This window comes from Cronobacter dublinensis subsp. dublinensis LMG 23823 (assembly GCF_001277235.1).
Taxonomy (GTDB): Bacteria; Pseudomonadota; Gammaproteobacteria; order Enterobacterales; family Enterobacteriaceae; genus Cronobacter; species Cronobacter dublinensis.
The window spans coordinates 2,247,520-2,267,007 of the sequence record NZ_CP012266.1 but is presented as its reverse complement, the minus strand read 5'-3'; the positions used below and the strand labels follow the sequence as shown (position 1 = coordinate 2,267,007).

Here is a 19,488-nt window from a genome sequence, read left to right as displayed (position 1 = left end):
TATTTATTGTTCTTATCCTATTTTACGTCTGCGATCGCTTTTTCTTCTCGCGTCTCGTTTTTTCACGATCTCTTTGCGCCCGTTTGCTATAAATTCAGTGCTCACCCACTCACAGGGATTTTCTTATGCACAGCACATCGTTATTTAAAGCTTCCGGACTGGCGGCGCTTTTGCTGCTGGCGGGTTGTTCATCGAGCGTCACCAAACCCGAACAATATTCCGGTTTCCTGAAAGACTATTCCGGCCTTGAAAAGGTCACCTCGGCTACCGGCAAACCGGCTATGCGCTGGGTCGCGCCGGGGTTTAATCTCAATAACTATGACTCCATCGTCTATAATCCCGTCGTGTATTACCCGACGCCGAAACCGACCGCGCAGATTTCACAAAAGGTACTGGACGGCCTGCTCAATTACACCAATACGCAGCTTAAAAACGCAGCCGCCAGCCGCAAGCCGCTGGTGGCGACGCCGGGGCCGCGCAGCGTGATTTTCCGCGGTGCCATCACGGCGGTGGACAGCAGCAAAGAAGGCCTGCAATTCTATGAAGTGCTGCCGGTCGCGCTGGTGGTCGCGGGCACTGAGGTCGCCACAGGCCATCGCACGATGGACACCAGCCTGTTTTTTGAAGGCGAGCTGATTGACGCGGCGACGCAAAAAACGGTCGTGAAAGTGGTGCGTAAAGGCGAGGGGAAAGATCTGAAGAACGAGAATACCCCGCTGACAGTCGAAAACCTCAAACAGGTCATCGACGATATGGCGACCGACGCGCGGATGTTCGATTCGGCCCCCAGCAAATAAGCGTACCGAGGGAGCCTGGCTCCCTCTTTTTTATCCCGCCCGCCGTGCCAGCAGCGCGTAGCTTATCCCACCGGCTATCAATCCCCAGAACGCGGAGCCCACGCCCAGCAGCGTGACGCCAGAGGCCGTCACCAGAAATGTGATTAACGCCGCGTCGCGCCCGCGCTCGTTCGCCAGCGCCTGATGCAGGCTGGCGCCAATGGTGCCGAGCAGCGCCAGCCCGGCCAGCGTCTGTAGCCAGGGCGTCGGCAGGGCGGTCATCAGCGCGCCGATCGATCCGCCGCACACGCCCGCCAGCAGATAAAACAGGCCCGCCATCACCGCCGCTATCCAGCGTTTGTCGTGGTCCGGGTGCGCCTCCGGGCTCTGGCAAATGGCCGCCGTAATGGCGGCGATGCAGATGGAAAAGACGCCGAACGGCGCCAGCAGCAGCGCCAGCAGACCGGTCGTCACCATCAGCGGCGAGACCGGCACCCGGTAGCCGGATGCCTGCAACGTGGCGACGCCCGGCGCGTTCTGCGAGGCCATTGTCACCAGAAAGAAGGGCAGCCCGACGCCGAGCAGCGACGCCAGGCTAAACGTGGGCGCTACGAATTCTGGCGGCGCGATGGCGAAATGCAGCGCGCCGGTATTCACCTCGCCCTGCCACAGGCAGACCGCGACGCCCGCCAGCAGCGCCGCTACTACGGCATAGCGCGGCGCGAACGCTTTGCTGACAAGCCATGCGCCGATCATGGCGGCGCACAGCGCGAAATGTCCCTCCAGCGTGCCGAACGCCTGTAACCCGAAGCGCAGCAGAATGCCTGCCAGCATCGCGGCGGCAAGCCCCGGCGGAATAATTTTCATCAGGCGGGCGAACAGCCCTGTCGCGCCGCAGATAACAATAAGGGCGCTGGCGAACATAAAGATCCCGACCGCCTCATGCAGATTGCTGCCGCTAAGGCTCGTCGCCAGCAGCGCCGCGCCGGGCGTTGACCAGGCGGTCAGCACCGGCGCGCGATACCACAGACTTAACGCGAGCGTGCTGACGCCCATGCCGATGCCGAGCATCGTCATCCAGCCCGCGGTTTGCGCAGGCGTGGCCCCTGCGACCGTCGCGGCCTGCCAGATAATGGCGGCAGAGCTGGCGTAACCGACCAGCACCGCCACGAAGCCTGCGATAACGGCAGGCGCGGGGGGAAGCGAAAAGCGCATACAAACTCCGCTGTGCGTTATAACGTCCAGCGACTCTACCATCGTGCGCTATAACGCACAAGGCGCTATACTGGCCGCCAGCAAAGGAGAACGCATGGATATCACCGCCCATCTCGCGCAGACGCTGAAAGCGCTGCGCCAGCAGAAAAACTGGAGCCTGACGCAGGCCGCCGCAATGACCGGCGTGTCGAAAGCGATGCTCGGCCAGATAGAACGCAACGAATCGAGCCCGACGGTGGCGACGCTCTGGAAAATCGCCACCGGCTTCAATGTGCCGTTTTCGGCGTTTATCACGCCGCCGGCGATGAGCGGGCGTGTGGTGTTTGACGCCCAGCAGGCGATGCTCGTGGAGCCTGTTTTTCCGTGGGATGAACAGCTGCGCTTCGATATGCTCGCCGTCACGCTCGCGCCCGGCGCGCAGAGCGACTCCACGCCGCACGAGAAAGGCGTGACGGAGCATGTGGTGGTGATAGAAGGCGAGCTTGAGTTGCAAACGGCAGGCGTCTGGCGGCGACTCGGCCCCGGCGACGGCCTGAAATTTGCGGGCGACCAGCCGCACGCGTATCGCAACGCCACGCCGCTGCCGGTGCGTTTTCATTCGCTCATCCACTACCCGGCGGCATAAAAAAAACCGCAAGCGAGCTTGCGGCTAACGACAATCTACAACGACACGATGAAACTGAGGTGATAAGTCAGGAATACCGCCTCAGCGTATCGCGTCCCGCGCGCCGCGCGAACGAAACCTTTGTGCAATACTTTCCCGCAGAACGGCAAACCGCCGCGAGGCGCCGTGAAACAGTTTCCGTACGCCCCGAATGTGACTACAATAGCCGCCTTTCAAATAACGGATAACGACGAATTATGCGCCTGCAATCGCATCACCTTGAACTGCTCAGCCCCGCCCGCGATACCGCTATCGCCCGCGAAGCCATTCTGCACGGCGCAGATGCAGTCTATATCGGCGGCCCCGGCTTCGGTGCCCGCCACAACGCCAGCAACAGCCTCCAGGACATCGCAGACCTGGTGCCGTTCGCCCATCGCTTCGGCGCGAAAGTGTTTGTCACGCTCAACACCATTCTGCACGACGACGAGCTGGAACCGGCCCGCAAGCTTATCGGCCAGTTTTACGACGCGGGCGTTGACGCCCTGATCGTGCAGGACATGGGGATCATGGAGCTGGATATTCCGCCCATCGAACTGCACGCCAGCACCCAGTGCGATATCCGCAGCGTCGAGAAAGCGAAGTTCCTCTCCGACGCCGGTTTCTCACAAATCGTGCTGGCGCGCGAGCTGAATCTCAATCAGATCCGCGCCATTCATGACAGCACCGACGCCACCATTGAATTCTTTATTCACGGCGCGCTCTGCGTGGCCTATTCGGGCCAGTGTTATATCTCCCACGCCCAGACGGGGCGCAGCGCCAACCGCGGCGACTGCTCGCAGGCCTGCCGTCTGCCGTACACCCTGAAAGACGATCAGGGCCGCGTGGTAGCCTACGAAAAACACCTGCTGTCGATGAAAGACAACGATCAGACCGCCAACCTGGCGGCGCTTATCGACGCAGGCGTGCGTTCCTTCAAAATTGAAGGGCGCTACAAAGACATGAGCTACGTGAAAAACATCACGGCGCACTATCGTCAGATGCTGGATGCGATTATTGAGGATCGCGGCGACCTCGCGCGATCTTCCGCTGGCAACACGGCGCACTATTTCGTGCCGTCCACCGAGAAAACCTTCCACCGCGGCAGTACCGATTACTTCGTGAACGCCCGTAAAATGGATATCGGCGCGTTTGATACGCCGACGTTTGTCGGCCTGCCGGTTGGCGAAGTGCTGAGCGTCGGGAAAGATTATCTGGATGTTGATGCGACCGAGCCGCTCGCGAACGGCGACGGGCTGAACGTCATGATCAAACGTGAAGTCGTGGGTTTTCGCGTTAACGTGGCGGAAAAAACCGGCGAAAACCGCTACCGCGTTTTCCCGAACGAGATGCCGTCGGCGCTGAAAACCCTGCGCCCGCGTCATACGCTTAACCGCAACCTCGATCACAACTGGCAGCAGGCGCTGCTGAAAACCTCCAGCGAACGCCGCGTGGCGGTGGATATCGAGCTCGGCGGCTGGCAGGAACAGCTGATACTGACCTTAACCAGCGAAGATGGCGTCAGTGTGACGCACACGCTGGACGGGCAGTTCGACGAGGCCAACAACCCGGAAAAAGCGCTGACCAGCCTGAAAGAGGGCCTGGCGAAACTGGGGCAGACTATCTATTTCGCCCGCGACGTGCAGATTACGCTGCCGGGCGCGCTGTTCGTGCCGAACGGCCAGCTCAACGCGTTCCGCCGCGAAGCCATCGAGGCGCTGGACGCTGCGCGTCTCGCCAGTTACCAGCGCGGCGTGCGCAAGCCGGTCTCCGTGCCGCCGCCGGTCTACCCGGAAACGCACCTGAGCTTCCTCGCGAACGTCTATAACCATAAAGCGCGTGAATTTTACCAACGCTATGGCGTGCAGCTGATTGACGCGGCCTATGAAGCGCATGAAGAAAAAGGCGACGTGCCGGTGATGATCACCAAGCACTGCCTGCGTTTCGCCTTTAACCTCTGCCCGAAACAGGCGAAGGGCAACATCAAGAGCTGGAAGGCGACGCCGATGCAGCTGGTGCACGGCGACGAAGTGCTGACGCTGCGCTTTGACTGCAAACCCTGCGAAATGCACGTGGTCGGCAAAATCAAAAACCACATTCTGAAAATGCCGCACCCCGGCAGCGTGGTGGCTTCCATCAGCCCGGAAGATCTGCTGAAAACCCTGCCGAAACGCAAGGGCGCCTGAGCCGCCTGACCGACAAGCCAGAGCCTGCGCTCTGGCTTTTTTTATGTCCCAAATTCCGCACATGCTGATGAAACCCGCAAAAACTGGCCGTTCTCCAGGCAATTACGCCGCTTCGCTTAAAAATAGGGTTGTCAGAATACCGCAATTCAAACTACTGTATATAAACACAGTAAATGATAAATAATAAACGGATGGAGCACGCCATGTTAATGATGCGTCTCTTATCACAGCCTGATGCCGAAGGGCTGCCGCTGTTTCTTGAGAAAGTGGCCTGCGGTTTTCCGTCGCCCGCGCAGGATTACGTTGAAAAGCGCGTGAGCCTGGATGCGCACTGCATCGTGCATCCGAACGCGACCTATTTTCTGCGGGCGTCCGGCGAGTCGATGAACGGCGCCGGGATCGATGACGGCGATCTGCTGGTGGTGGACAGCGCCCTGAAGCCGCAGGAGGGCGATATCGTCGTTGCGGCGCTGGAAGGGGAGTTCACGGTGAAAACCCTGCGCCTGCGCCCGGTGGCGCAGCTGGTGCCGATGAACCCGGATTTCGCGCCGATAAACCTTGCAGGCGACGCCGACGTGGTGATTTTCGGCGTGGTGACCTGGGTGCTGAAGCAGAGGCGCTGACATGTACGCGCTGGTCGACGTCAACAGCTTTTATGCCTCCTGCGAGACGGTGTTTCGCCCCGATCTCCGGGATAAGCCTGTCGTGGTGCTGAGCAATAACGACGGCTGCGTCATCGCCCGCAGCCGCCAGGCGAAAGCGCTCGGCATCACCATGGCGGAGCCCTATTTTAAGCAGCGCGCGCTGTTTGAGCGCCACCGGGTGACGGTCTTCAGCTCTAACTACGCCTTCTATGCCGATATGAGCAAGCGCGTGATGGATATTCTCGAAGAGATGGCGCCGCAGGTGGAGATCTACTCGATCGACGAAGCGTTTGTCGATCTGCGCGGCGTCAGTAACGTGGTGGCGCTGCCGGCGTTTGGGCAGGAAATTCACGACAGACTCTGGCGTGAAACCCATCTGCCGGTGGGCGTCGGCATCGCGCCCACGAAGACGCTCGCCAAGCTTGCCAATCTCGCGACTAAAAAATGGCCGAAGTCCGGCGCGGTGGTCGATCTCTCCGATCCGGCCCGGCTGCGCCGGGCGCTGGCGCATTTTAAGGTGGAAGACGTATGGGGCGTCGGGCGCAGGCTTAGCAAAAAGCTCAACGTGATGGGCATTGAAACCGCGTTCGATCTCGCCAACAGCCCGGCCTGGGTTATCCGCAAAAACTTCAACGTGGTGCTGGAGCGCACCGTGCGCGAGCTGCGCGGCGAGCCGTGCCTGGCGCTGGATGAGTTTGTCGCGCCGAAGCAGCAGATTGTGTGCAGCCGCTCGTTCGGCTACCGCGTGACCGACTACCAGGATATGCGCCAGGCGGTCTGCGCCTGGGCTGAGCGCGCGGCGGAGAAACTACGTCAGGAGCATCAGTTCTGCCGCCAGGTGGCCGTGTTTATCCGCACCAGCCCGCATGACGATCCGCAGGCGCGCTACAGCAATCAGGCGCTCGGCCAGGCGCTGACGCCCACCAACGACACCCGCGACATCGTCCGGCTGGCGGTGAGCGCGCTGGACGCCATCTGGCGCGAAGGCTATCGCTATATCAAGGCGGGCGTCATGCTGGGGGATTTTTTCAGCCAGGGCGTGGCGCAGCTGAATCTCTTTGATGACCATCTGCCGCAGGCCAACAGCGCGCCGCTGATGCATCTGCTGGATGAATATAATCGCTCCGGCAAAGGCAAACTCTGGTTCGCAGGCCAGGGCATCGTCAAACCCTGGGCCATGAAGCGTGAGTTTCTCTCGCCCGGCTATACCACGCGTTTCAGTGAGCTGCCGCGCGCGAGCGTGTGGTGATCCGCGTGGTCGCCGGTGGACGGACGACGCAGGAGAAGGGCGCAAGCGCGCCTCCCGTTAACCTCTGTTGCGGCGCTTAATGCGGCTTTCGCGCAAAAAAGCAGGCGTGTTCAGCAGCGCTCCACCAGGGCGAACTCTTCAAACATCAGCAGCATGTCTGGCGCAAAACAGCCCGCGCGGGTGAAAAACGCTTCATGCTCATTGCGCCAGTATTCCAGGCTTAAATCGCCTTCGCCTTCCAGCGCCGCCAGCGTGTCGGTCACGTCGCAAAACGCGACCATCCGCAGCGTATGGGTGCGGATCACGCACAACGGCTCGCCCGCGCCGTTGAGGATGATATGGTAATCCCCCGGCAGGGTTGGCTCGGCGTCCTGACGCCAGGCGTGGTAATCGCCACAGGTCGCGCGCTTAGCGCCGCTTGCCACCAGCGCGCCCAGTTCGTCCGCCATGCGCGGTGAATCGCCAAAGCCCCAGGCGCGCGCGCCGGGATATTTCTGTTGCAGGTCGTGTTGCGTTGCCATAATTCTTCCCTGTTAAAATAATGTAGAAATTTATCATACTGGCCGGATGGCTATTCGCCTATGATTATTTAATCGCCGGGCACGCGTAAATAATCGCGCTTTAAAAAATAAGCTGCTGTTTTGGGCTCAATAAAAAGTAAACGGTGCCGTAAAGTAGTGTAAACGAGTTGAGAAAAGCCTGACGGCATGGTTTAATTCAGCCGTGTTTGACTACCGAGGACAATTTTTTTCCGCAACGACGAGAAGCAAGACCGCGGATAAATTGAATGATTATGGACAACCAGTTCAGTCGCTTTATTTCACCGTTTTACGCTTTTTCCACACCATCCTCTGCCGTCTTTTCCTGCGGCGAACAGCACTGGCGCAACGCGCTGTAGTCAGGTTCTCTCTTTTTATTTCTTCAGGCATTCACTGTACGCCTGTGGCTATTTAATCATTTCTTATGACGCGTCACGTCGCGGCATCTGACAGGCCTGTGTATTTTTCTCAGGCAGGAGAGAGACCATGTTTTACTGGATTTTATTAGTACTGGCGATTATCGCCGAAATTACCGGAACGCTGTCATTAAAATGGGCAAGCGTGGGCGGCGGCCACGCCGGATTTATTTTAATGCTGGTGATGATTTCCCTTTCGTATATTTTTCTTTCTTTCTCGGTTAAGCGTATCGCGCTCGGTGTGGCGTATGCCCTGTGGGAAGGTGTTGGGATCGTCCTAATTACGCTTTTTAGCGTCGTGCTGTTTAACGAAACGCTGACGCTGCAAAAAGGGTTGGGTCTGCTGGTGTTAATCGCAGGCATTCTGCTGATTAAAACCGGTACCCAGACGCAGACGCGTAAAACGGAGGTGCGCCATGTCGCAGGTTGAGTTAGCGCATATTCTCTGGCTGCTGCTGGCGATCGGCCTCGAAATTATCGCCAATATCTGGCTGAAGTTTTCCGACGGTTTTCGCCGTCCGGTCTATGGCGTCGCGTCGCTGGTGGCGGTGCTGGCGGCCTTCAGCGCCCTCGGTCAGGCGGTGAAGGGCATCGATCTCGCTGTGGCCTACGCGCTGTGGGGCGGCTTCGGCATCGCGGCGACGGTGGCGGCGGGCTGGATAATGTTCGGCCAGCGTCTTAACCGCAAAGGCTGGGCAGGGCTTGGGCTGCTGCTGGTGGGGATGGTGATTATCAAGCTGGCGTAAGGCGGGCAAAAGCAACAAGAGAAGGGGCGCTGAGCGCCCCTTTTTTATTCGTCCGCCAGCGCTTCGAGCCGCTCGCGAAAGCCGGTGACCGAAATCGCCCGGTTATCGGCGCGCCAGCGATCTTTGGCCGCAGGCGCGGAGCTCTGCACGCCAATCAGCTGCCAGCCGCTGTCGGTGCGCAACATCAGCGGCGAGCCGCTGTCGCCCGGCAGCGTGTCGCACTGGTGCGCCAGCACGGAACGCTGCGCCCAACCGGTTATCAGGCAATCCTGATGGCTGTAGAGCGCGTCGAGATGATCTTCCGGGTAGCCCGACTGCGTGACGCGCCGGCCCGTGGCTTTCAGCGCGCGGTTCAGCGCCGCGCGGTCGCCCTCAAACAGCGGCAGCGGCGTCAGGCCCGACGGCGGATTGCGCAGGATAATCAGCCCGAAATCTTCAGGCGCGGCGGAAGACGGTACGATCCAGCCCTCGCCGTCGGCTTTCAGCTTGTGGCCGAGCGACGGCGCGACGCGCCCTTCAATGCTGTGGATCTCGTAGCGCCACTTGCCTTTTTGCGACACAAACCGCAGCGCCACCGCGCGATCCGGCGTGCCGTCCGGCGGCGAGAGCAGGCAGTGTCCGGCGGTCAGCGCCAGATGCGGGGAAATAAGCGTGGCCGTGCATAAATTGCCGCTCTCGGTTTCGAGCTGGCCGATAGCGTCCCAGGGGGAAGAGGCCGGATCCGGCACGGGCGTGCGATCGTCATGGCCAAAAAAGAGGGTTTGTACGTCGCTGGCGGCGTCAGCGACGCCATCTCCCTCGTCGGCGTTCGTAATAAAAGCAGGTAATAATAGCGATCCCAGTAACAAGAAAACGGTTTTGCGCATATCACTCTCTGGTGGGGCAATTATGATTATTAAAGTAACCCTGTGAGGTAACTATAGACGTGACGCCAGCAAAGTGAGAATAAAATCAGCGTGCTAGCGTATTTTACCAGTAAAAAAAGGCCGTCAGCGCACCGCACAGCAGCAGCAGCGTCAGGATTATCTCAAACTGATAACGGCGGATCATGTCGGGCCTCCGGAAATCGCAGCCCGCGCGTCCGGCGCAAACGGCAACGCGCATGCCTGAGCGCGCAGGCCTGACCAAAGCGGCGAAGAAAAAACGGCGGGGCGAAGCAGGACTATAAAGGCGTGGCGGGGCGGGCGTCCGTAGGTGATTAGTATCGGCGTGTAACGGAATGTACAGCGCCGGGCGCGGGGCCCGGCGGCGGGTGACGCGCTTACAGGTAGCGCGCCGTCAGATGGTCCTGGAAGTAGCGCGGGTTGAGATCTTCGCCGGTGGCGTTGGTGAGCAGTTGTGAGGTGCTGAAGCGGCTGCCGTGCTGCCACACCGACTGGCGCAGCCAGTCAAACAGCGGGCGCAGATCGCCTGCGGCAATCGCGGCGTCGAGGTTCGGCAGCGCCTGGCGCGCGGCGTGGAACAGCTGGGCGGCATACATCGCGCCGAGCGTATACGACGGGAAGTAGCCGAAACCGCCATCGGTCCAGTGAATGTCCTGCATGCAGCCGTCGCGGTAATTGCCAACCGTGGAAATCCCCAGCCACTGCTGCATTTTCTCATCCCACAGCGCCGGGATATCGTCCACCTCAATGTCGCCATCAATCAGCGCGCGCTCAATTTCATAGCGCAGCACCACGTGGGCCGGGTAGCTCACCTCGTCGGCATCGACGCGGATAAAACCGGGCTTCACGCGCTGGTTCCAGGCGAGATAATTCTCCTCCTCAAAGGCGGGCTGCGTTCCGAAACGCGCCACCACCTGCGGCAGCAGGAGCTTCAGGAACGGGCGGCTACGTCCGAGCTGCATCTCGAAAAACAGGCTCTGGGATTCGTGGATGGCGGTGGAACGCGCCAGCGCCACCGGCTGGCCCGGCCACTCGCGCGGCAGATTTTGCTCATAGCGGGCGTGACCGGTTTCGTGGATAACGCCGAACAGCGCGCTGAAGAGTTCGTTTTCGTCATAGCGCGTGGTGATGCGCACATCTTCCGGCACGCCGCCGCAGAACGGGTGTGCGCTGACGTCCAGCCTGCCGCCGTCGAAATCAAAGCCCAGCAGGCGCATCGCCTCCAGGCCCAGCTCGCGCTGCTGCGCGACGGGGAACGGCCCCTGCGGCGTGATAAGCGCGGTGCGTGCCTGTTTTTCCACCGCGCGGGCGAGCAGATCCGGCAGCCAGCGTCGTAAATCGCCAAATAAGGTATCAAGACGCGCGCTGGTCATATCCGGCTCGAAAATATCGAGCAGCGCGTCGTAGCGTGAGCAGCCTTTCGCGTCGGCGCGGATGGCGGCCTCTTCGCGGCTCAGTTTCACCACTTCTTTGAGGTTTTCAGCAAAACCGTCCCAGTCGTTCGCCGGACGCTGGCTGCGCCAGGCGTGCTCGCAGCGGCTACCGGCAAGCGATTTGGCTTCCACCAGCGCTTCCGGCAACAGTGCCGCCTGCTGATAGTGGCGCTGCATTTCGCGCAGGTTCGCCTGTTCGAGATCGTTAAGGTCTTCCTGCTCCGCCCCGCGCAGCCAGTCGGCCATTTTTTTATCGGTGAGGATTTGATGCTGGAGCACGCTGAGCTCGGCCAGGGCTTCGCCGCGCGCGCGGCTGCCGCCCGGCGGCATCATCGAAAACATATCCCAGCTGGCGATAGCCGAGAGATGGGAGAAACGGGAAAGCCGCAGGAACGTGCGGCTAAGCTGTTGATAGTTTTTGTTTTCCATAAGGCCTCGTGTCGTTGTCGGCAAGCTGAAAAGGTAGCATTAACCCTGACGAAACACGAGGCCCGAAAGCCTGTCAGCGCAGACGGCGATGCAGACCGCGGCCCACCAGCAGCGCCAGCACCAGCAGCAGCGCGATAAACCCGCCGACGCCGTTCCAGCCATACTGATGCCAGAACAGCCCGCCGAGCGTGCCGGCGACGCTGGAGCCCAGGTAATAGCTGAAGAGATAGAGCGACGAGGCCTGGCCTTTGGCGCGCCGCGCCCGCGGGCCTATCCAGCTGCTGGCGACCGAGTGGGCGGCGAAAAAACCGGCGGAGAAGAGCAGCATGCCCGCGAAAATCAGCCACAGGGAGGAGAACAGCGTCAGCAGCAGACCGCAGAGCATCACGCCGGTGAAGGCGAGCATCACCGGGCCGCGGCCAAAACGCGCGGTCATCGCGCCCGCTTTCGGCGAACTCCAGGTGCCGGTGAGATAGGCGACCGACAGCAGGCCCACCGCCGCCTGGCTTAAGTGCCAGGGCGAGAGCATCAACCGGTAGCCGATATAGTTAAACAGCGTGACGAACGCGCCCATCAGCAGGAAGCCTTCGGCAAACAGCAGCGGCAGACCGGCGTCGCGCCAGTGCAGGCGAAAGTTAATCAGCAGCGTGCGCGGGCGCAGCGAAGAGGCGCGAAAATGCCGCGAGGCGGGGAGGATTTTCCAGAACATCAGCGCCGCCGCGAGGGCAAAGCAGCCGATAAACGCCATCGCCGCGCGCCAGCCGAAGAAATCGGTGATAACGCCGCTCAGCAGACGACCGCTCATGCCGCCGATGGAGTTACCGCTGATATAAAGCCCCATCGAGAACGCCACCACGCTTGGGTGGATCTCTTCGGAAAGATAGGTCATGCCGACCGCCGCCACGCCGCTCAGAGAGAGCCCAATTAGCGCTCGCATCAGCAGAATGCCGTGCCAGCTGTGCATCATGGTGGCGAGCAGGGTGCAGATGGAGGCCAGCAGAAGCGCGGTCACCATCACGTTTTTACGCCCGATGGCGTCGGAGAGCGGCCCGGTAAACAGCAGCCCGACCGCCAGCATCCCGGTCGCGACTGACAGCGAGACGCTGCTGGTCGCGGGCGTCACGCCGAACTCCTGGGACAGCACCGGCAGGATGGGCTGTACGCAATAGAGCAGGGCAAACGTGGCGAGGCCTGCGGAGAAGAGGGCGAGCGTCACGCGCATGAAAGCGGGCGTACCGCGTTTGATATACGTCGCCGGCGCGGCAATCACAACATCGTCAGCGGCCTGCGCCGGCGCGGCGCTGACGGAAGAGGTACGACTCACAGCAGATCCTTACGTAATATCCCCGCGCTTGTTGGCCGACGGGTAAGGCACTCACGCAAGAGTAGAAAGCGGTAAATCATCTGTCTAATATATTAATAATCTCAAATAATATGAATTAAATATGAATATCGAACTGCGCCATCTTCGCTATTTCGTGGCGGTCGCCGAGGAGCTGCATTTTGGCCGCGCCGCCGCGCGGCTTAATATCTCCCAGCCGCCGTTAAGCCAGCAGATCCAGGCGCTGGAAGCCCAGACCGGCGCACGGCTGCTGGCCCGCACCAACCGCAGCGTCAGCCTGACGGCGGCGGGCAGGCAATTTCTCGCCGACAGCCGCCAGATCTTAAGCGAGGTCGAGGCGGCGGCGATACGCGCCGCCCGGCTCCATAACGGCGAAACCGGCGAGCTGCGCATCGGCTTTACGTCGTCCGCGCCGTTTATCCGCGCCATCTCCGATACGCTGTCGGTGTTTCGCCGCCGCTACCCGGACGTGCATTTGCAGACGCTGGAAATCAACACCCGCTCACAGATAGCGCCGCTGACCGAAGGGCGGCTGGATGTCGGGCTGATGCGCAACACGCCGCTGCCAGAGACGCTCGCCTGGCAGCTGGTGCTGCGCGAGCCGCTGCTGGCGCTGATCCCCTGCGATCACCCGCTTGCCGCGCGCGAGTCGGTGTCATTACGCGAACTGGCGGGTGAGCCGTTCGTGTTTTTCGACCCGCATGTCGGCACCGGGCTGTATGACGATATTCTTAGCCTGCTACATCGCTACGGCGTGCAGCCGCGCATCACGCAGGAGGTGGGCGAGGCGATGACGATTATCGGGCTGGTGGCGGCGGGGCTTGGCGTGTCGATTCTGCCAGCGTCGTTTCAGCGCGTGCGCCTCGAAGAAATGCGCTGGGTAAAACTGCGCGAGCCGGACGCGATTTCAGAAATGTGGCTGGTCTGGGCGCGTCACCGGGAGCAAAGCGCGGCGGCACACCGTTTCATTTCGCTGCTGACCGGCGCGCCATTGCCCCCGGAAACGGGCGCGAAACCCTGATAAAATGTGCAGTAAATCACAAGGCTAAGCAAAAATTTGACGCGCCCTGGCGAAGTGCTTCACCATAGCCGAATGTTTATTTCGAAGCGCGAAAATAAGGGAGTGAGACGTGGTTGCTGATAGTCAACCGGGCCATATCGATCAGATAAAACAGACCAATGCGGGCGCGGTGTATCGCCTGATTGATCAGCTTGGCCCGGTGTCACGTATCGACCTTTCCAGACTGGCGCAGCTCGCTCCCGCCAGCATCACGAAAATCGTGCGCGAAATGCTCGAGGCGCATCTGGTGCAGGAGACGGAAATCCAGGAGCCGGGCAGCCGCGGGCGTCCGGCGGTGGGGCTGGCCGTGGAGACCGACGCCTGGCACTATCTGTCTGTGCGCATCAACCGCGGCGAAATTAACCTCGCGCTGCGCGATCTCAGCAGCAAACTGGTGGTGGAAGAGCAGCTCGACCTGCCGCTGAAAGAGGCCCGCCCGCTGCTCGATCGTATTATCGATCATATCGATCGCTTTTTTATTCGCCATCAGCGCCAGCTGGAGCGACTGACCGCCATCGCCATCACGCTGCCGGGTGTTATCGATACCGAGCACGGGCTGGTGCGCCAGATGCCGTTTTATGACGTTGTCGATATGCCGCTCGGCGTGGCGCTGGAAGCCCATACCGGCGTGCCCGTGTTTATTCAGCATGACATCAGCGCCTGGACGATGGCCGAAGGGCTGTTTGGCGCCTCGCGCGGCGCGCGCGACGTGATTCAGGTGGTTATCGACCATAACGTCGGCGCGGGCGTTATCACCGACGGCCGCCTGCTGCACGCGGGCAGCAGCAGCCTCGTGGAGATTGGCCACACGCAGGTCGATCCTTACGGCAAACGCTGCTACTGCGGCAATCACGGCTGCCTTGAAACCATCGCCAGTATCGACAGCGTGCTGGAGCTCGCCCAGCAGCGGATGAACCAGTCGATGGGCTCGATGCTTCACGGACAGCCGCTCGGCGTGGCGTCGCTGTGCGACGCGGCGCTGGCGGGCGACTTGCTGGCGCGCGATATCATTCTTGGCGTCGGCACGAACGTCGGACGCATTCTCGCCATTATGGTGAATCTGTTTAATCCGCAAAAAATTCTGATTGGTTCGCCGCTCAACCGGGCGTCGGATATTCTGTTCCCGGCGATTGCTGACGCGGTCCGCCAGCAGTCGCTGCCCGCCTACAGCCGTAACATCAGCGTGGAAAGCACTCAGTTCTCCAACCGCGGCACGATGGCTGGCGCGGCGCTGGTGAAAGACGCGATGTATAACGGTTCGTTGTTGATTCGCCTGTTGCAGGGATGACAACTTTTCCCTGATCCACTAAAAATTGCGCTATCTCAAGCTGACCCTGAAAGTCTTCTTTTAGACTTTTGCCACTGGATCATTCTTTTTCACACAATGGCAGATGGAGTCAGCGATGCTTAAGCGCGTCTTTATTACCGGTACAGATACCGCCGTCGGGAAAACGGTGGTGTCCCGCGCCCTGTTACAGGCGCTGGCCGCCACCGGCAAGCGCGTAGTGGGCTATAAGCCGGTGGCGAAAGGAAGCAAAATTACGCCGGAGGGGCTGCGCAATAAGGACGCCCTGGTGCTGCAAAGCGTGTCCACCCTGGCGCTGCCGTATGAGGCGATTAACCCTGTCGCATTTAGCGAAGAAGAGAGCAGCGTGGCGCACAGCTGCGCGATTAACTATTCGTTGTTATCAAACGGCCTGGCGCAGCTGAGCGATCAGGCCGATCACGTCGTGGTCGAGGGCACCGGCGGCTGGCGCAGCCTGATGAACGATTTACGCCCGCTTTCCGACTGGGTGGTGCAGGAACAGCTGCCCGTATTGATGGTGGTGGGCATTCAGGAAGGCTGCCTGAATCACGCGCTGTTAACCGCGCAGGCTATCGCGAGCGACGGCCTGCCGCTGGTGGGCTGGGTGGCGAACCGGATTAACCCGGGGCTTGCGCATTACGCGGAAATCATTGCGGTGCTGAGTCAGAAGCTGCCCGCGCCGCTGATTGGCGAGCTGCCGTATCTGCCGCGCGCCGAACAGCGCGAGCTGGCGAAGTGGGTGGACGTGACGCGCCTTGGCGCGACCGACCTGTTGCGCGCTGCCGTGTAAGGGCGGGTGTCGTAGAAATAGTGGTGTTGTCGAAATGGTGGGTGCGCTTCGCTTACCCACCCTACATTCCGGCTATATGTAGGGCGGCTAAGCAACGCGCACCCGCCACCTGGCTTACAGCCCTTCGTGGATATTCAACGCCCGACGGGTGCGGCCGGAGCTGAGGTAATCGGCGATATAATCCTGTGAAATCTCGCCGCTGTAGCGGCCCTCTTCATCCACAATCGGCATCCACACGGTGTTGTGCTCATACAGGCGCGACAACACCACGCGCAGGTTATCTTCCGCCTTGCCGGTGACCCGGAATGGGTGAAGCATATCGGCGCAGACGCCCACAGCGCCGCGCGCTTCGCGACGCTTCACAAACCCCAGCGGCTTCTCGTTTTCATCCACCACCGTCACCGAGCGCATATCGTTGTCATCCATCAGCGCGAAGGCGTCGGCCAGCGGCGTTGACGTGCGCACCGTGATGGTCGGCTGTTTGTCGGTCACATCACCCGCCTGAATCAACAGCAGGCGCTTGAGCGTGCGGTCCTGGCCCACGAACGAACCCACAAAGTCATTCGCCGGTTTGGCGAGCAGCTCGTCAGGGCTCGCGCACTGAATGATTTTCCCCTGGCGGAAGACCGCGATGCGGTCGCCAAGCTTCAGCGCCTCGTCGATGTCGTGGCTCACCAGCATCACGGTCTTCTTCAGCTGGCGCTGCATCTCAAGGAACTGGTTCTGAATAACTTCACGGTTAATCGGGTCAACCGCCCCGAACGGCTCATCCATCAGCAGCACCGGCGGATCCGCCGCCAGCGCGCGGATCACGCCGATACGCTGCTGCTGACCACCGGACATCTCTTTCGGGTAACGATTGAGAAAGCGTTTCGGATCCAGTGCCACCATCGCCATCAGCTCGGTCGCGCGCTCCTTGCAGCGCGCTTTGTCCCAGCCCAGCATCCGCGGCACCACGGTAATATTCTCTTCGATGGTCATATTCGGGAAGAGGCCGATCTGCTGGATAACGTAGCCGATATTGCGGCGCAGCGTCACGGTGTCGAGGTCCGTCGTGTCTTCGCCGTTAATGTAAATCTTGCCGCCGGAGGGCGCTATCAGCCGGTTAATCATCTTCAGCGTGGTGGTTTTGCCGCAGCCGGACGGGCCGAGCAGCACGCACATTTCGCCTTCCGGCACGTTCAGATTGACGTTATCCACGGCATTCACGGTCTGGCCGTTTTTCTGCGCAAACTGTTTGGTGAGGTTTTCAAGTTTAATCATTATCGGATCCCCTTAGGCGTCAGCACGACCTGCAAGCGGTGCAGTAACCAGTCCAGAATAATTGCCAGTAAACAGATCATCAGCGCGCCGGCGATAAGCATACGAATGTCGCTGCCGCCGATGCCGTTAAGCAGTAATAACCCAAGCCCGCCCGCGCCGATGACGGCGGCAATAGCCATCACGCCGATATTCATCACCACGGCGGTGCGGATACCGCCGAAAATCACCGGCAGCGCCATCGGGATCTCCACCCAGCGCAGGCGCTGCCAGAACGTCATGCCGATGCCGCGCCCGGCTTCACGCAGCCCCGGCGGCAGGCTGTCGAGCGCGGTATGGGTGTTGCGCACAATCGGCAGCAGCGAATAGAGAAACACGGCGGTAATGGCGGGCAGGGCGCCGATGCCCTGGCCTATCAGCGAAAAGAGCGGGATCATCAGCCCGAACAGGGCGATGGACGGAATGGTCAGCACCAGCGTGGCGAGCCCCAGCACGGGGGTGGCGAGCCACTTATAACGCACAATCAGAATGCCGAGCGGCACGCCGATAACAATCGCGAAACCCACCGCCAGCAGCACCAGCCACAAATGCTGGAACGTCAGCGTGGCGAGGAAACCGGCGTTATCGATCATATAGTGAATGGTATCCATCATCGCTCCTTAAAGCAGACCTTTGTCGCGCAGGAAGTCGCGGGCGACCTGCTGCGGCGTCTGGTGATCGATATCCACCTTCGCGTTAAGCGTGGTGATGGTTTCGTTATCCATCAGCCCGGAGATCGTGTTCAGCGCCTCCTCCAGGCCAGGATTGGCCGCCAGCGTCTCTTTACGCACCACCGGCGTCACGGCGTAGCTCGGGAAGAAACCTTTGTCATCCTCCAGCACTTTCAAATCGAACCCCTTAACGCGCCCGTCGGTGGCGTAGACCAGACCCGCCTCGACAAAGCCGTCGCGAATCGCGTTATAGACGAGGCCGGGGTCCATCTGGCGGATCTGCGGGCGGTCGAGCGGCATGTTGTAAGCTTTTTGCAGCGGCTTCATGCCGTCGCTGCGCCCATAAAACTCCAGATCGAGCGCCAGCATCCAGTTGTTATCCGGGTCGGTTTTACGCACCTGCTCGACCTTCTGCGCGAGCTGCGAAATCGTCGAGATGTGCTCCGCCTCGGCGCGCTTGCGCTGCATGGCAAACGCGTAGGTATTGTTCATGCTCGCGGGTTTGAGCCAGACCAGGCCAAGCTTCGCATCGAGCTTTTTCACGGTGTTATAGGTCTCTTCCGGCGACATCCGTTTGTTGATGTGGTTGAAGATAATCAGCGACGTGCCGGTGTACTCCCAGGTCATGTCCACCTGTTTGTTGATCATGGCGTTGCGCGAAATCACCGTCGCGATATTGGTGCGTGGCTCGACCTGAAAACCTTTCTTTTGCAGGTACAGCACCGTCATGGCGGAAAGAATATGCTGCTCGGTAAAGCTCTTGGTGGTCAGCACCAGCGGCGCGGCGCTGGCGGCGCTGGCAAAGAATAAGCCCGCGGTAGCGATGGCCAGCAGACGAGAGAACAGGGTCATCGGAAGCTCCTTATCATCAGGCGGTATGCGGGCTGAGCACGCGGCCCAGCGCGGCGAGCGCCATGTCCAGAATCAGCGCGAACAACGCCGTGGCGGCGGCGCCGAGAATGAGCGTCGGGAAATCGTTCAGGTAGATACCGGGGAAAATCAGCTCGCCGAAGCTGCTGGCGCCGATAAGAAACGCCAGCGGCGCGGTACCGACGTTAATCGCGGTGGCGATACGAATGCCGGAGAGCATCACCGGCCATGCGTTCGGCAGTTCCACCTGCCAGAGCCGCTGGCCTTTGGTCATGCCGATGCCGTTAGCCGCTTCAATCAGAGAGCCCGGTACGGCGCAGAGTCCAGCGTAGGTATTGCGTACAATCGGCAGCAGAGAGGCGAGAAACAGCGCCACGATGGCGGGTTTATCGCCGATGCCGACCACGACCATCGCCAGCGCGAGGACCGCGAGCGGCGGCAGGGTATTGCCGACGTTAAAGATCTGCATGGCGTATTCCGCAAAACGGCGGGCGGCGGGGCGGCTTAACAAAATTCCGCTCGGAATGCCGACCGCCAGCGCCAGCGCCATTGAGCTGAAGACCAGAATGAGGTGTTGTTTCCCGAGATAAAGCAGGTCTTCGCGGCGGGCGGCGATAGTCTCAGGGCCGATGCCCCAGACCAGCAGCCCGATAACCACCGCGAGCCCGGCCAGCGCCCCGATGGCGCGTAGAGTCAGTGAGGCTTTCTGCATGAGGCGTTGTCTCCCTGGTGCACGTTTTATGGCGATAAGGCTCGCCTGTTGTTATGCCGTGTGTCGGCAGGGTGTATTGAGCTATAGCAACCGGGCGGGAAGGATTCCAGTCGGCGTGACCATTACCTGGCAAATGGTTTATCCCGGCAATTAACGTTTTGGCCTTACGCCGCCTCGTTTAAGGCGCGATCAAGAGAATTATCTTAAAAGGGTGCGTTGATAAGTGACACCGTCACAAAAAGAGCCATCTGTGGTGGAAAAAGCCCGGCATGGCGCGCAGT

Annotated in this window: 21 protein-coding genes; 11 read left to right on the top strand and 10 right to left on the bottom strand. The window is 60.5% G+C overall.

Annotated features, from left to right (window positions below; genetic code table 11):
• Window positions 1–125 precede the first annotated feature (125 nt).
• Window positions 126–797 carry a DUF3313 domain-containing protein gene (locus AFK67_RS10330; protein ID WP_007726284.1) on the top strand — a complete coding sequence of 224 codons (672 nt, stop codon included), beginning with the start codon at window positions 126–128 and terminating at the stop codon, window positions 795–797.
• Between the two features lie 30 nt (window positions 798–827).
• On the opposite strand, the gene AFK67_RS10325 is transcribed toward AFK67_RS10330, so the two are convergent.
• A complete protein-coding gene (locus AFK67_RS10325; protein WP_007726282.1) occupies window positions 828–1,991 on the bottom strand; it encodes a benzoate/H(+) symporter BenE family transporter in 1,164 nt (387 codons plus the stop codon).
• 94 nt (window positions 1,992–2,085) lie between these two features.
• On the opposite strand from AFK67_RS10325, the gene AFK67_RS10320 reads away from it, so the two are divergent.
• From AFK67_RS10320 to umuC, 4 genes are all read left to right on the top strand, one after another.
• Window positions 2,086–2,616 carry a helix-turn-helix domain-containing protein gene (locus AFK67_RS10320; RefSeq protein WP_007726280.1) on the top strand — a complete coding sequence of 177 codons (531 nt, stop codon included), beginning with the start codon at window positions 2,086–2,088 and terminating at the stop codon, window positions 2,614–2,616.
• 236 nt (window positions 2,617–2,852) lie between these two features.
• Window positions 2,853–4,817: a peptidase U32 family protein gene (locus tag AFK67_RS10315; protein WP_007726277.1), complete on the top strand. Its 1,965-nt coding sequence runs from the start codon at window positions 2,853–2,855 to the stop codon at window positions 4,815–4,817.
• 203 nt (window positions 4,818–5,020) lie between these two features.
• Entirely contained in the window at window positions 5,021–5,440 is a 420-nt protein-coding gene (umuD, locus tag AFK67_RS10310) for a translesion error-prone DNA polymerase V autoproteolytic subunit (protein ID WP_007726275.1), read from the top strand.
• A 1-nt stretch (window position 5,441) separates the two neighbouring features.
• Window positions 5,442–6,710 carry a translesion error-prone DNA polymerase V subunit UmuC gene (umuC, locus tag AFK67_RS10305; RefSeq protein ID WP_007726269.1) on the top strand — a complete coding sequence of 423 codons (1,269 nt, stop codon included), beginning with the start codon at window positions 5,442–5,444 and terminating at the stop codon, window positions 6,708–6,710.
• Window positions 6,711–6,820: 110 nt separating this feature from the next.
• On the opposite strand, the gene AFK67_RS10300 is transcribed toward umuC, so the two are convergent.
• Complete coding sequence (locus tag AFK67_RS10300) at window positions 6,821–7,231, bottom strand: ASCH domain-containing protein (protein ID WP_007726267.1); 411 nt, start codon at window positions 7,229–7,231, stop codon at window positions 6,821–6,823.
• A gap of 266 nt (window positions 7,232–7,497) precedes the next feature.
• Between AFK67_RS10300 and AFK67_RS23705 the strand changes: the two genes are divergently transcribed.
• From AFK67_RS23705 to mdtI, 3 genes are all read left to right on the top strand, one after another.
• Complete coding sequence (locus tag AFK67_RS23705) at window positions 7,498–7,608, top strand: protein YdgV (protein WP_428841044.1); 111 nt, start codon at window positions 7,498–7,500, stop codon at window positions 7,606–7,608.
• Between the two features lie 127 nt (window positions 7,609–7,735).
• Entirely contained in the window at window positions 7,736–8,095 is a 360-nt protein-coding gene (gene mdtJ, locus AFK67_RS10295) for a multidrug/spermidine efflux SMR transporter subunit MdtJ (RefSeq protein WP_007726265.1), read from the top strand.
• Window positions 8,082–8,411, top strand: coding sequence for a multidrug/spermidine efflux SMR transporter subunit MdtI (gene mdtI / locus AFK67_RS10290; protein ID WP_007726263.1), 330 nt, complete (start codon window positions 8,082–8,084; stop codon window positions 8,409–8,411). The genes mdtJ and mdtI overlap by 14 nt, the downstream gene beginning before the upstream one ends.
• A gap of 44 nt (window positions 8,412–8,455) precedes the next feature.
• Here mdtI and AFK67_RS10285 read toward each other — a convergent pair whose 3' ends face one another.
• The 4 genes from AFK67_RS10285 to AFK67_RS10275 all read right to left on the bottom strand — a co-directional run bounded on the left by AFK67_RS10285 (window position 8,456) and on the right by AFK67_RS10275 (window position 12,481).
• A complete protein-coding gene (locus AFK67_RS10285) occupies window positions 8,456–9,277 on the bottom strand; it encodes a trypsin-like serine peptidase (RefSeq protein WP_007726261.1) in 822 nt (273 codons plus the stop codon).
• Window positions 9,278–9,380: 103 nt separating this feature from the next.
• On the bottom strand, window positions 9,381–9,515 hold the full coding sequence (ydgU, locus tag AFK67_RS23515) for a small membrane protein YdgU (protein ID WP_007726251.1): 135 nt from the start codon (window positions 9,513–9,515) through the stop codon (window positions 9,381–9,383).
• Window positions 9,516–9,672: 157 nt separating this feature from the next.
• Complete coding sequence (locus AFK67_RS10280) at window positions 9,673–11,157, bottom strand: carboxypeptidase M32 (RefSeq protein WP_038883596.1); 1,485 nt, start codon at window positions 11,155–11,157, stop codon at window positions 9,673–9,675.
• Window positions 11,158–11,230: 73 nt separating this feature from the next.
• On the bottom strand, window positions 11,231–12,481 hold the full coding sequence (locus AFK67_RS10275; RefSeq protein WP_038883598.1) for a multidrug efflux MFS transporter YnfM/SxtP(Kp): 1,251 nt from the start codon (window positions 12,479–12,481) through the stop codon (window positions 11,231–11,233).
• Window positions 12,482–12,602: 121 nt separating this feature from the next.
• Between AFK67_RS10275 and AFK67_RS10270 the strand changes: the two genes are divergently transcribed.
• From AFK67_RS10270 to bioD, 3 genes are all read left to right on the top strand, one after another.
• Window positions 12,603–13,520 (top strand): multidrug efflux transcriptional activator YnfL/SxtR(Kp), encoded by a 918-nt coding sequence (locus AFK67_RS10270; RefSeq protein WP_007726244.1) that lies wholly within the window; start codon window positions 12,603–12,605, stop codon window positions 13,518–13,520.
• A gap of 109 nt (window positions 13,521–13,629) precedes the next feature.
• Window positions 13,630–14,847, top strand: a complete 1,218-nt coding sequence (gene mlc, locus AFK67_RS10265; protein ID WP_007726241.1) for a sugar metabolism global transcriptional regulator Mlc — start codon at window positions 13,630–13,632, stop codon at window positions 14,845–14,847.
• Between the two features lie 115 nt (window positions 14,848–14,962).
• On the top strand, window positions 14,963–15,655 hold the full coding sequence (gene bioD / locus AFK67_RS10260; protein ID WP_007726239.1) for a dethiobiotin synthase: 693 nt from the start codon (window positions 14,963–14,965) through the stop codon (window positions 15,653–15,655).
• Between the two features lie 114 nt (window positions 15,656–15,769).
• On the opposite strand, the gene osmV is transcribed toward bioD, so the two are convergent.
• The 4 genes from osmV to osmY are packed head-to-tail and all read right to left on the bottom strand — an operon-like array spanning window position 15,770 to window position 19,207.
• The gene (osmV, locus tag AFK67_RS10255; RefSeq protein ID WP_007726238.1) at window positions 15,770–16,918 is read right to left on the bottom strand and encodes an osmoprotectant ABC transporter ATP-binding protein OsmV; all 1,149 of its coding nucleotides are present in this window, start codon (window positions 16,916–16,918) and stop codon (window positions 15,770–15,772) included.
• On the bottom strand, window positions 16,918–17,565 hold the full coding sequence (osmW, locus tag AFK67_RS10250) for an osmoprotectant ABC transporter permease OsmW (RefSeq protein ID WP_007726237.1): 648 nt from the start codon (window positions 17,563–17,565) through the stop codon (window positions 16,918–16,920). Before osmW ends, osmV begins: the two co-directional genes overlap by 1 nt.
• A 9-nt stretch (window positions 17,566–17,574) precedes the next feature.
• Window positions 17,575–18,477 carry a glycine betaine ABC transporter substrate-binding protein gene (locus tag AFK67_RS10245; protein WP_007726236.1) on the bottom strand — a complete coding sequence of 301 codons (903 nt, stop codon included), beginning with the start codon at window positions 18,475–18,477 and terminating at the stop codon, window positions 17,575–17,577.
• 16 nt (window positions 18,478–18,493) lie between these two features.
• Window positions 18,494–19,207: an osmoprotectant ABC transporter permease OsmY gene (gene osmY / locus AFK67_RS10240; protein ID WP_007726235.1), complete on the bottom strand. Its 714-nt coding sequence runs from the start codon at window positions 19,205–19,207 to the stop codon at window positions 18,494–18,496.
• Window positions 19,208–19,488: the final 281 nt, after the last annotated feature.